We start from the raw sequence: 11,702 nt of genomic DNA on the forward strand, positions 1-11,702 counted from the left end.
GAAGGTGGCGGAATTGGTAGACGCGCTAGCTTCAGGTGTTAGTGTCCTTAGGATGTGGGGGTTCGAGTCCCCCCCCTCGCACCAATTATCTTACATCCCTTCTGAAGTTCCTCTTGTTTTCCCTGTTATTTCAAACTCATCAGTATCACCAGAATTCCACTGACCAGTGCTACGCATGATGGCAGTAAAACAAAGTGGCGCAGCTGCTTATGCCAGATCATGCCTGACGTGACTAACAGTCCTGACACAATGATCGCTTTCCAGGTATCAAGGGAGAGATCGGCAAACATCAACCCGCCGAGAATGGCTCCCGGTAGCAATACCCCCCAACCACTGCCAAGCGCCCTGTTCAACATGATCTGCCCTCTCATAACGATAATGATAACCAATATCATATGACACGCATTATCATTTGTCAGCTGAATGAATCAAAATCCATCGACCTTTACCTTTCCCGTAATGACAGGAATTGCCTAAGGTGATAAATTGCACACCTGTTAACAACATCTAAAGATTTTCTGATAATTACTCTTTGAGTTTTTTGCATGTTTTATTGCGAAACGGCACCTACTTATTTGTTTTAATTAAATTTTAATAAAAACGCACGACTATGACATCACAATCCTGGCGGTCTTTGGTTCACAGAAAATATCAATTGTCGTTACGTTTATTTTTATTTCTGAACGCAACCTCGGCAGTGTTCTCGGTAACAAATCCGCTCAATTCTGTACGCCTGTTATCTGCCCCACTTATTGCTATTTTCTCCATCAGCACCGGCCTGTTCGTCTGGCACTGGAGAAAGCGCGCGCGGAAGATAAATATTCCCGTTGTTTCAGGGATCTTCGGTATTTTGTGGGCCTGGCAAATTGTGTCTAAATTCGCCTTAATTACCCACGACCACGCGACATATTTGTTAATCGCCCTATTAACGGTACTTTTTATCGGAACGCTGGCATTCGCCAGTAATATCAAAGCATTTACGCTGCACTCATTGCCCACCTTTATTGCCTGCCTGTGGTTAAGCGATCACGATATATGGCTGAGAATGACCTATTCTTTCGCACTTCCTGTGGTGGCAATTGCTATTCATAACATTTTGCAAACGCGTAACGATCGTTTTGCTCAGGAATTGCTCTCACGCCTGTTGGAAGAGCGAGAAACCCTTACCGATCTCAGCATGATGGACCCGCTTACCGGCCTCTATAATCGTCGCGGTCTGCAAAGCCGTCTGGAGAACCTGCCGACGGTAGAAAATGGCGAGCACTTTGTTCTGCTGATGGATATCGACCACTTTAAAGCCTATAACGATCATTATGGCCATATGATGGGCGACCAGGCGCTTAAGCGCGTCTCTGCGGCAATCCGCGACGCCGTGCGTTCTCGCGATATTGTGGCGCGTTTTGGCGGAGAAGAGTTTATGGTGCTGCTGACCAATATTTCTCTCGAACATGCCCGCCAGACGGCCGAGCGGATCCGTCAGAAAGTCTACGATTTGAAAATCCCGCATCTATTTAACGAGAGTGTCGCGACAAACGTCACCATCAGCATTGGTATTGCCATTTTCGAGGATGAAGACGTGGAAGGCGCGCTGGAAAAAGCGGACAAAGCCCTCTACGAAGCAAAGCATATGGGGCGCAATAACATTCTGTTGAGTGAAGAGCTGCAGACGGCGTAAACATCACGGCGGTGTCACCCGGACAAAAGTCTTGCCATTGGTATGAGCAATAGTTAGGATTGGCAATCATTATCATTTAGATTTCTATCTATAATATGGCTACGCATACCGCACAAATCGTCGAACCCCTCCTCTGGCGAGCGCCTTTCACCAGCGGGAATGCTTCGCTTGCGGATGCCATACGGGATAAGATTGCAGAAACGCGCGCCCACCTGCTGGACTTTATCCGGCTTGATGAAGCGCACCCGAACCACGCCATGACGCTCTCAGAGTGGCGTCAACCGACAAAACTGCAGTCGCTGCTGGCCACCTATTCCGACCATATCTATCGCAATCAGCCCACTCTTACGCGGGAAAATAAACCACTGCTCTCTCTCTGGGCGCAATGGTATATCGGGCTGATGGTGCCTCCCCTCATGCTGGCGCTGTTAACCCAGAAGAGCATGCTGGAACTCTCGCCGGATAATTTCCACGTCGAGTTTCACGAAACCGGGCGCGCAGCCTGTTTCTGGATTGATCTGCACGAAGACCAGAACGCGGAACGCCTGACGGCTCAGGAACGTATGGAGCGGCTTATCACTCAGGCCCTGATCCCGGTGGTGGAAGCGCTTGAAGCGACGGGAGAGATTAACGCGAAGCTTATCTGGAGCAATACGGGCTATTTAATCCACTGGTATTTAACGGAAATGAAGCCTCTGCTTGGTGATGAGAACGTTGATGCCCTGCGTCAGTCCTGTTTCTTTGCAAAACAGCTTTCCGATGGCCGCGACAACCCGTTATTCCGTACCGTCGTGCTCCGTGATGGGCTTCTGGTTCGCCGCACCTGCTGCCAGCGCTACCGCCTGCCGGATGTTAAGCAGTGCGGGGATTGCACGCTGAAGTAGTCGGCCCCGGCCTGATGCCCTCACCCACAGGGACAGGGAACAAACACTAAAAACGGCAACCTGAGTTGCCGTTTTGCTTTTAGCTAAGCCACCTGCTGATTGTCCTCTTCCGCGTTACGCTGTGCCTCTTCCGCTTCCTGCTCCAGCAGCTGTTTCTCGTACACTTTGAAGAACGGGAAGTAGATGATTGCCGATACGCAGGCCAGAACCACAACCAGAATAGCCGCGCGGAAATCCCAGCCCAGAGCCCACGCTGCGCCTATTGGCGCCGGTGCCGTCCAGGGGACCACTGAGATGACGCGGCCAATCAGGTCAAACGTCATCGCCGCCCAGGCCAGCACTGCATTTACCATCGGTGCCAGCAGGAACGGAATAAAGAACACCGGGTTCATCACAATTGGCGTACCAAAAATGACGGGTTCGTTGATGTTAAAGAAGCTGGGTACCACGCTCAAACGCCCGATAGAGCGTAAATGCGCTGAACGGCTACGCAGATAGCAAATCACCAGCCCCATCGTGGCGCCCGACCCGCCAATCACGATAAAGAACGTCCAGAAGGCCTCCATAAAAATATGCGGCAGAGGCTGGCTGGCGGCCAGCGCGGTCTGGTTAGCGCCCAGGTTAGTCAGCCAGAACATCTGCAGCATCCCGGAGACGATGGCGGCTCCGTGTATCCCGGCGAACCACAACAGATGGCCAATCAACACGGCCAGCAGGATCGCAGGCAGGGAATCCGCTGCGGAAACCAGAGGTTTAAAGACCGACATAATGGCCTGCGGAATCAGCATGCCGAACTGAGACTGAATGAGCAGGCTCAGAGGATAAAGCGTCAACACCACTACCAGCACCGGGATGAGCAGATCAAAAGAGTTTTTGATCATCGGAGGTACCTGGTCTGGCAGGCGAATACCGATGTTATGCGCCTTGAGGAAACGCATCATCTCAACGCAGTAGATCGCCACCAGAATCGCGGTAAAAATGCCCGTCCCACCCAGGCTGTCGACTGGCAGCGTGCCTTTGGTTTTCGGTGCCGCGACCAGCAGAAACGCCATCAGCGACAGCATGGCACACATAAACGGGTCTAACTGGTGCGATTTGACATAGTGTTTGCCAAGGTTGTAGGCAATGGCCGCACAAATATAAATGGACATAATGCCCATCGTCATATCAAACGGCGTCAGAATCTGACCTTCAAACTGCTTCGCCATATCCAGCCAGGCTCGGGCGAAACCCCAGGTGGTATCCGGCGAAAACGGCGGGTATGCGAACACTAACAAAAATGAACCCACAATCATAAATGGCATCGCGGAGATAAACCCATCACGGATAGCCATGACATGACGCTGGGAAGAGATCCGCCCGGCAATCGGGCTCACGTAATTTTCAACAAAACGGAATATCAGGTTAAACGCAGCATGGTTGGCAGACATGGCAGATCTCCTGTCAGACGTTTGTTACGGGCACATTTGCGCCGCACGTTGTTCCATAAATCACCTTCACAACCTTGCTGGCTTGTGGACCAGGGGTACTGCTCAGACGGAATGGTTTCATAATTTGCTCTTATTATTGGGTACAGGGGACGTTACGTACTCAGTATTAATCGACGCATCACGCTCTGCAACCGGTTACTGTAACCGGTTTCCGTGATTGTGAAGAGGATCCAGAAATCAGCCGTTCGGGATATTTGTTACTGAAGAGATATTTACAGAGCATAAATTCTTATGACAGATTACGCAGGATATTTGTCAGGAGGAAACAATGAGTTTGCAGTCTGTACAGCAGTTTTTTGCCGACAACGCGCCGGATATAGACGTCATTGAACTTAGCCAGAGTACCGCTACCGTTGCGTTGGCTGCTGCCGCCCATCGTGTTGAACCGGGACAAATCGCCAAAACCTTGTCATTAAAGGTGAAAAATGAGGTGATTCTGGTGGTAGCGAAAGGCGATGCGCGCCTGGATAACAAAAAGCTGAAAGACACGTTTGGTGCAAAAGCGCGCATGCTCAGCAGTGATGAAGTGGTGACCATCACCGGTCATCCCGTTGGCGGCGTATGCCCGTTCGGCCTGGAAAACCCGCTCGCGGTTTACTGCGACATCTCGTTAAAGCAGTACGCCGAAGTCCTGCCCGCCGCAGGCGCAATTCATAGTGCCGTGCGTATTTCACCTGACAGAATGGCAGAGCTGACGTCCGCAAAATGGGTTGATGTTTGCATCTGATTGATGCGCCAGATCCTTTCTGGCGCGCAACAGGCAGGTTATAAAAAGGTCGGCTTGCTGAGTGCCGAACTTCGCGGTTCTCTTGCAGAAAGGTGGGTAATAATATCCGCCGCATCGAGTAGCCCTACGTCAGAGTTTACCCCCAGCTTCACCATCGCATTAAACTTATGCGCCCGGATGGTCTTAATATTGCGTTCAAGCTGTGCCGCGATTTGAGGAATGGAATAGCCGCAAGACATATAACGCAATATTGCCCGTTCCGTTGGGCTTAACATTCTGCTTTGACTCCGGTACCAGTGATTCATCATATTGTCATTGATGCGCAGGGTTTCACTCAGCAATACCATGAGTTCATTCTGCAGGCACTCAAGCGTCAGCGATTTGCTGACCACACCGTGAAGGCGTGACGGGGAAAGATGACTAATTAATCTTGCTTCCATCTCATCAGCGACCAGGATAATGCGCTGGATATGGCCATGCGTAAACGCAAAATCCCGCAGGTGCGCCAGGCAGCTACGACGCTCTTCTCGCGCATCGGAATATGAATAGATCAGCGAGAAAAAATTGATGTGCTGAAGTGCTTTCTTAAAGCTGTCAAACTCACTAAACAGATGCAGCTGATAATGATTCAGGCCGGGCATCGCAAAAAGATGCTTTAGCCCAACAGCACTCATCGTGCAATTTTCGACGATGGCGATATGTCTTGTTGAATCGGTTTTTTCCATTCCTCGAACTCTCCATAGGCTGACATCAAACTCAGCTCTCGCATTCCCTGTGTACTGTTTATCCAGGCGTACATATCGGCATTACTGCGTAATGACAGCCGTCGCATCGCACTGTTTTTCTGCGCACTGATAGTTTTATTGCTCTTCTTAAGCAATGTGGCGATTTGGTTAATCCCCCATCCTTTACCTAACAGTCGCAATACTTTGCGTTCGGAGTACGTGAGCGCGATAACCTGTTCGTCTTCTTCCCCCGGACTTTGAGGTTCCGGGGTTAGCAACGCCTGGCTTACCCGCTCTGCGCGTTCGCTACCTGCCCGAATAGCGTTAACCAGCCCTTCAATGGGTTCAATATCAGAAAGCAACGTACTTTCCGGGCGCACAAGTAACTCAACGGCAATAGGGTTAAGCGGACGCGAAACTAAAAAGATCCAGTGAATGTTCCGGTATTGATTCAATAAACTGAAATACTCTTCGAGCGCGCCCCGAGGATTCCAGTATTCGCCTGAAATATCGGCAATGATGACGTCAGCGCGGCGTAGCTGGAGCAGCGTTAACTCCTGCAATGAGCTGCAATAGGTCAATTCAAAATCGGGGAAATGGCGAGTCATCACGCCCCCTAACCCGTTTTGCATGACCGGTATCCGGCTAATGATAACGCAATGCTTACCGTGCAAAGACAACATAGACCCTCCGTGTCCATTCTTCATGTGATGAGTAACGTTAAAATGCATCAACGTATGAGTATTTTTCGTCCCTGAGTGTAAAGCAGGTTAATACAAGCAGAAGATGAGATGTATTCTTAGTTTAAGAAATGCCTAAACAGCAGTAATATCTCACAAAGCGAAATTAATTTTAATTGCAGTGTCATTAAAATAACTACAATATAAAATTAGAATAACTAAATATAAATAACTTATATTTTAATATTAATAATTCACCAAAATGATGAATTAATCCCAACCCCTTCCGCACTTAAGGGCAGCAACTGTTTGCATAAACCTTGATCTGACCCACAGCAAGAGGCACTGCACTTTGTGCTAAAAATAATCGCTATGGGCCAACCGGCAACTTTCCACCTTCTTCAGGACAATACATGCAGGCAGATCGGTCAACGCAGCGTGCTATCACGCGGCTATGTATTCAGTGCGGTCTTTTTCTGCTCCAGCACGGCGCGGAAAGCGCGCTGGTTGAGGAGCTTTCCACCCGGCTGGGACTGGCGCTGGGTATGGATAGCGTTGAAAGCGCTATTTCATCCAACGCCATCGTGCTGACCACGATCAAAGACGGACAGTGCCTGACCTCCACCCGCAAAAACCATGACCGCGGCATTAACATGCACGTCGTAACCGAAGTGCAGCACATCGTCATCCTTGCTGAACATAAGCTTCTCGATCTTCGTGAGATTGAAAAACGGTTCAGCCAAATTAAGCCATTACGTTATCCGCGCTGGCTTGTCGTGGTGATGGTAGGGCTGTCTTGCGCCTGCTTTTGTAAGCTCAATAAAGGTGGCTGGGACGGCGCGATCGTCACCTTTTTTGCCAGCAGTATCGCCATGTATGTTCGCCAGCTGCTGACGCACCGGCAGCTGCATCCGCAAATTAACTTCTGCATTACCGCGTTTGTCGCCACCACGGTTTCCGGCCTGCTGCTGCGCCTGCCGCAGTTTGCCACTACCCCGACGATTGCCATGGCCGCCAGCGTGCTTCTGCTTGTTCCGGGCTTTCCGTTGATCAACGCCGTTGCCGACATGTTTAAAGGACACATCAATACCGGTCTGGCACGCTGGGCTATTGCCAGCCTGCTGACGTTGGCGACCTGCATCGGCGTAGTAATGGCCATGACACTCTGGGGGTTACGCGGATGGGCGTGATAGATTTTCTGCTGGCGCTGGCACAGGACATGCTTCTGGCCGCCATTCCTGCCGTCGGCTTTGCGATGGTGTTTAACGTTCCGCAACGCGCTCTGCGGTGGTGTGCGCTGCTGGGCGCGATTGGTCATGGCTCGCGAATGGTGATGATGACCGCAGGATTTAACATCGAATGGTCGACATTTATGGCCTCCATGCTGGTTGGCAGTATCGGCATCCAGTGGTCGCGCTGGTATCTGGCGCATCCCAAGGTGTTCACCGTCGCCGCCGTGATCCCGATGTTCCCGGGCATATCTGCGTATACGGCGATGATTTCCGCGGTGAAAATCAGCCATTTTGGCTACACTGAGCCGCAGATGATCCTCCTCCTGAGCAATTTTCTTAAGGCCTCGTCCATCGTCGGCGCGCTCTCCATAGGGCTGTCGATCCCCGGGCTGTGGCTGTACCGCAAACGCCCACGCGTTTGATATTTGTGTTATTTCGCTGCCATGGAGATAATCCTTCTGGTCCGTTTGGTGAAAATAAGGAAAGGATGTGGCTAACCCTGGCAGCGAACACCCCGAGCACAGCGAAGAATCCAGCCTGAAAGAGAAAATTTTTCAGAGCGCCATCGCGCTTTTTGCCGAGTATGGATTGAACGGTGCCCGCATGGAGCAGATCGCGGAGAAAGCGGGTACCACCAAACGCATGGTGGTTTACCATTTTAAGAATAAAGAGAATCTCTATCTCCTGGTTCTGGAACATGTTTACACCCAGATTCGCGCCAGTGAAAAAGCGCTAAGCCTGGCGGGAATGCCCCCCGTCGAAGCGCTGGTCAATCTGGTTGAAGCCACCTTTGACTATCATGCCGACCACCCGGACTACATCCGGATTATCTGCATGGAAAACATGCAGCGGGGCCGCTTTATGCAGCAGTCGAGCTATCTTCGCCAGGTCAACCGTAGCGCGCTCGACCTGCTGGAGGGCATCCTGCACCGGGGCAAAGAAAAGCAGCTCTTCAGCCAGACGGTTGACGCCCGCGATCTTCACCGCCTGATAAGCAGCTTCAGCTTTCACTACGTAGCCAACAGTTACACCTTTACGCTGCTGTTTGAAGACGGAGCGGATGAACAGGCTCAGCGCCAGCACTACCGCAAAATGGCCGTTCAGGTGGCGCTCCGCTACACCTGCCCATAAAATTGCTTGCAATTAAATCGCACACTACCTATATTCATTTCATGAACGCGAAAACGAACGACGCAACCGCTGCGCTCAAGCTGGATAACCAGCTCTGCTTTGCCCTCTATTCGGCAAATCTGGCGCTTAACAAGCTGTACCGGCAACTGCTGGCACCGCTGAACCTGACTTACCCGCAATATCTGGTAATGCTGGTGCTGTGGGAGCAGGATGACGTCACGGTGTCGGACATCGGCGAACGCCTGTTTCTGGACTCTGCGACCCTAACGCCGCTTTTGAAGCGGCTGGAAAGTGCCGGGTTAATCAACCGTCATCGTTCACGCAAAGACGAACGTCAGGTCGCCGTCACCCTAAGTGAAGCGGGACGTGAACTGCAGCAGCAGGCATTGGGTATTCCCCATGCGGTGGGTTGCGCGGCGCAGTGTGATACCGACACTTTGCTGGCGCTCAAACAGCAGCTCGAACTTTTGCGACAACAGCTACACCGCGCGTAAAGCTATACTTTATGCGTGATTATCACCCATATATATCGCACGCTATTTAATAGCACACATTAAAACAAGATGAGGAACCTGCCATGTCTTTAGAAAAAGTTGTTTATACCGCCAAAGCAAAAGCAACCGGTGGCCGTGACGGTCGCGCGACATCTTCCGATGGCGTACTGGACGTAAAACTGGGCGTGCCAAAAGAGATGGGCGGCATGGGCGGAGAAGTAACTAACCCTGAGCAGCTGTTTGCTGCGGGCTACTCTGCCTGCTTCCTGGGCGCGATGAAGTTCGTGGCCGCACGCGACAAATTCACCCTGCCAAAAGATGCCTTTATTGAAGGCGAAGTGGGTATTGGACCGCTGCCAACCGGTTTTGGTATCGAGGCAAAACTGAACATCCACGTTGAGGGTATGGATCCCGCGGAAGCTAAAAAGCTGGTCGATGCGGCGCACATTGTTTGCCCGTACTCTAACGCGACCCGCGGCAACATCGACGTGACCCTGAATATCATCGCGTGATAAATGCCTGATGGTGCTGCGCTTATCAGGTCTATGACTGTAGCCCCGGTAAGCGCAGCGCCACCGGGGAAATCCCCTCCTTCCCTTTCCTCTCTCTGTGCTACCATAAGCCCATATCACGCCCGTAGTAATCAGTAGAGTAAGCGTTATGTCCTCCAGAATTCTGACCACCAGCATTGCTGGCATTGATGCCTTTATGCGCGACCCACGCGGTGTGTTGACCCATGCCGAAGGCGGCACGGTTGCGGTATTTGCCGACAACGCTCCGGCGTTCTACGCAATCACGCCGGAACGCCTGGCGCAGCTTCTGGAGATTGAAGCGCAACTGTCACGCCCGGCGAGCGATATCACGCTGGACAACCAGTTCTTTGATGAACCGGTTAACGTCCCCTTGACCGTTCCGATGGGAAAATTTGCCCTGTACGCGGGCTGGCAGCCGGATGCGGATTTTCAGCGGCAGGCCGCGCTGTGGGGCATTGCGCTAACCCAGCCGGCCACCGCAGAAGAGCTCGCCGCGTTTACCGCCTGGTGGCAGGCGGAAGGGAAAGTCTTCACCCATATTCAATGGCAGCAAAAGCTCGCGCGTCATCTTCAAATTACCCGCGCCGGCAACAACGGCCAGCCCAAACGCGATATCAACGCGTTTTCCGAACCGGATAAACAGATCCCCAGCGGATTCCGAGGTGCGAAATGAAGAACGTCGGCGACCTGATGAAACGTTTGCAAAAAATGATGCCTGCCAACGTGAAGCCCGCGTTTACCACGGGTGAAGAGCTTCTGGCGTGGCAAAAAGAGCAAGGTGAGATCCGCGCCGCCGCGCTCGCCCGGGAAAACCGGGCGATGAAAATGCAGCGCACCTTTAACCGCTCCGGTATACGTCCCCTGCACCAGAACTGCTCGTTCGATAACTATAAAATCGAGACCAGCGGGCAGATGAACGCCCTTGCCGCCGCCCGTCAGTACGTGGATGAATTCGACGGCAATATCGCCAGCTTCATCTTTAGCGGAAAGCCGGGCACCGGAAAAAACCACCTTGCAGCCGCTATCTGCAACGAGCTGCTTCTGCGGGGTAAATCGGTTCTTATCATCACCGTGGCCGATATCATGTCCGCGATGAAAGATACCTTCAGCAACCGCGAAACCAGCGAAGAGCAATTGCTCAACGATCTGAGCAATGTCGATTTACTGGTCATCGACGAGATTGGCGTTCAGACAGAATCCCGCTATGAAAAAGTGATCATCAACCAGATTGTCGACCGCCGCTCCTCGTCCAAGCGCCCCACCGGCATGCTGACGAACCACAATATCGACGAGATGACCCGCTTACTGGGTGAACGCGTCATGGACCGCATGAAGCTGGGTAATAGTCTTTATGTCATCTTCGACTGGGAAAGTTACCGCAGCCGCGTTACCGGCAAAGAGTATTAAGACAGTTCCAGGAATCGCTGCCAGGGCATAGGTATATACTGGAACCCCTTCGGCCCAAAACGGACCTTTTTGAGAGAGCCATGATGAAAAAACAGATTCTAATCAGCACTTTTTTAGGCGCGCTGCTGGTGACCGGCGCAGCGCAAGCGGCGTCCTGGCAGGAGTCCTTGTCAAGCGCGGCAAATGAGCTGACCAAAGAGAGCAGCAGCTCTCAGGGTGGACTCTCCGCCTCTTCCCTCACCAGCCTGCTGGGCAGCAGCTCTCAGAGCCTCAGCGCGGGCACGATGAACAACGCGGCGGGGATTCTGGAATATTGCGCAAAGCAAAAGCTGGCCTCCGTAACCGACGCGCAAAACGTGAAAAACCAGGTGCTGGGTAAACTGGGTCTGGATACTCAGGAGCAGAAAGCGGACACCAACTATATGGACGGCATTCAGGGCCTGCTTAACGCGCAAAACGGGCAGCAGCTAAACCTGAGCACCCTCGGCAACTCTTCTCTGGCAAAACAGGTGAAAACCAAAGCCTGCGATCTGGTGCTGAAACAAGGCGTTAATTTCATCTCCTGATCCACCCCATTTTATGCCACAACACGCCGCGTTTAATGCGATAGTCTTGCAACGCGGCGCTAAACGAGCGTTTTTCCTGGTTGCCACCGTCTCAGCGTCCGTTTGTCAGGATGCGACCTTCTTCATAAAAACGATTTTCTAAACCAAATCCTAACAAC

15 protein-coding genes are annotated in these 11,702 nt (G+C 51.9%); 11 read left to right on the forward strand and 4 right to left on the reverse strand.

Features of this window, described 5'->3' with window-relative positions:
• Positions 1 to 125: 125 nt before the first annotated feature.
• Positions 126 to 395 carry a DUF1435 domain-containing protein gene (locus ADJ24_RS21925; protein ID WP_032668059.1) on the reverse strand — a complete coding sequence of 90 codons (270 nt, stop codon included), beginning with the start codon at positions 393 to 395 and terminating at the stop codon, positions 126 to 128.
• A gap of 215 nt (positions 396 to 610) precedes the next feature.
• On the opposite strand from ADJ24_RS21925, the gene ADJ24_RS21930 reads away from it, so the two are divergent.
• Together ADJ24_RS21930 and fhuF are read left to right on the forward strand one after the other, a co-directional pair.
• Positions 611 to 1,675, forward strand: a complete 1,065-nt coding sequence (locus ADJ24_RS21930; protein WP_023310308.1) for a GGDEF domain-containing protein — start codon at positions 611 to 613, stop codon at positions 1,673 to 1,675.
• A gap of 95 nt (positions 1,676 to 1,770) precedes the next feature.
• Positions 1,771 to 2,559, forward strand: coding sequence for a siderophore-iron reductase FhuF (fhuF, locus tag ADJ24_RS21935; protein ID WP_023310307.1), 789 nt, complete (start codon positions 1,771 to 1,773; stop codon positions 2,557 to 2,559).
• Positions 2,560 to 2,642: 83 nt separating this feature from the next.
• Here fhuF and ADJ24_RS21940 read toward each other — a convergent pair whose 3' ends face one another.
• Positions 2,643 to 3,989, reverse strand: coding sequence for a PTS sugar transporter subunit IIC (locus ADJ24_RS21940; RefSeq protein WP_023310306.1), 1,347 nt, complete (start codon positions 3,987 to 3,989; stop codon positions 2,643 to 2,645).
• Positions 3,990 to 4,317: 328 nt separating this feature from the next.
• On the opposite strand from ADJ24_RS21940, the gene ADJ24_RS21945 reads away from it, so the two are divergent.
• Positions 4,318 to 4,776, forward strand: coding sequence for a YbaK/EbsC family protein (locus ADJ24_RS21945; protein WP_008502085.1), 459 nt, complete (start codon positions 4,318 to 4,320; stop codon positions 4,774 to 4,776).
• A 38-nt stretch (positions 4,777 to 4,814) separates the two neighbouring features.
• Here the strand turns inward: ADJ24_RS21945 and bglJ are convergent, their stop codons facing one another.
• Both bglJ and ADJ24_RS21955 read right to left on the reverse strand, forming a co-directional pair.
• The gene (gene bglJ / locus ADJ24_RS21950; protein ID WP_032668057.1) at positions 4,815 to 5,450 is read right to left on the reverse strand and encodes a DNA-binding transcriptional activator BglJ; all 636 of its coding nucleotides are present in this window, start codon (positions 5,448 to 5,450) and stop codon (positions 4,815 to 4,817) included.
• Entirely contained in the window at positions 5,447 to 6,184 is a 738-nt protein-coding gene (locus ADJ24_RS21955; protein WP_023310304.1) for a helix-turn-helix transcriptional regulator, read from the reverse strand. Before ADJ24_RS21955 ends, bglJ begins: the two co-directional genes overlap by 4 nt.
• Before the next feature lie 410 nt (positions 6,185 to 6,594).
• On the opposite strand from ADJ24_RS21955, the gene ADJ24_RS21960 reads away from it, so the two are divergent.
• The 8 genes from ADJ24_RS21960 (at position 6,595) to ADJ24_RS21995 (ending at position 11,544) form a co-directional block, all read left to right on the forward strand.
• Positions 6,595 to 7,371, forward strand: a complete 777-nt coding sequence (locus ADJ24_RS21960) for a threonine/serine ThrE exporter family protein (RefSeq protein WP_023310303.1) — start codon at positions 6,595 to 6,597, stop codon at positions 7,369 to 7,371.
• A complete protein-coding gene (locus tag ADJ24_RS21965) occupies positions 7,362 to 7,835 on the forward strand; it encodes a threonine/serine exporter (protein WP_023310302.1) in 474 nt (157 codons plus the stop codon). Before ADJ24_RS21960 ends, ADJ24_RS21965 begins: the two co-directional genes overlap by 10 nt.
• 67 nt (positions 7,836 to 7,902) lie before the next feature.
• Positions 7,903 to 8,544, forward strand: coding sequence for a TetR family transcriptional regulator (locus ADJ24_RS21970; RefSeq protein WP_023310301.1), 642 nt, complete (start codon positions 7,903 to 7,905; stop codon positions 8,542 to 8,544).
• 41 nt (positions 8,545 to 8,585) lie between these two features.
• On the forward strand, positions 8,586 to 9,038 hold the full coding sequence (locus ADJ24_RS21975) for a MarR family winged helix-turn-helix transcriptional regulator (RefSeq protein ID WP_023310300.1): 453 nt from the start codon (positions 8,586 to 8,588) through the stop codon (positions 9,036 to 9,038).
• Between the two features lie 83 nt (positions 9,039 to 9,121).
• Positions 9,122 to 9,550 carry an organic hydroperoxide resistance protein gene (locus ADJ24_RS21980; RefSeq protein WP_023310299.1) on the forward strand — a complete coding sequence of 143 codons (429 nt, stop codon included), beginning with the start codon at positions 9,122 to 9,124 and terminating at the stop codon, positions 9,548 to 9,550.
• 148 nt (positions 9,551 to 9,698) lie between these two features.
• On the forward strand, positions 9,699 to 10,244 hold the full coding sequence (gene dnaT, locus ADJ24_RS21985; protein ID WP_023310298.1) for a primosomal protein DnaT: 546 nt from the start codon (positions 9,699 to 9,701) through the stop codon (positions 10,242 to 10,244).
• On the forward strand, positions 10,241 to 10,978 hold the full coding sequence (gene dnaC, locus ADJ24_RS21990; protein ID WP_023310297.1) for a DNA replication protein DnaC: 738 nt from the start codon (positions 10,241 to 10,243) through the stop codon (positions 10,976 to 10,978). Before dnaT ends, dnaC begins: the two co-directional genes overlap by 4 nt.
• A gap of 83 nt (positions 10,979 to 11,061) precedes the next feature.
• Positions 11,062 to 11,544: a DUF2501 domain-containing protein gene (locus tag ADJ24_RS21995; protein WP_072263112.1), complete on the forward strand. Its 483-nt coding sequence runs from the start codon at positions 11,062 to 11,064 to the stop codon at positions 11,542 to 11,544.
• Positions 11,545 to 11,702 lie beyond the last annotated feature (158 nt).

This window comes from Enterobacter sp. 940_PEND, assembly GCF_001059415.1.
Taxonomy (GTDB): domain Bacteria; phylum Pseudomonadota; class Gammaproteobacteria; order Enterobacterales; family Enterobacteriaceae; genus Enterobacter; species Enterobacter cloacae_M.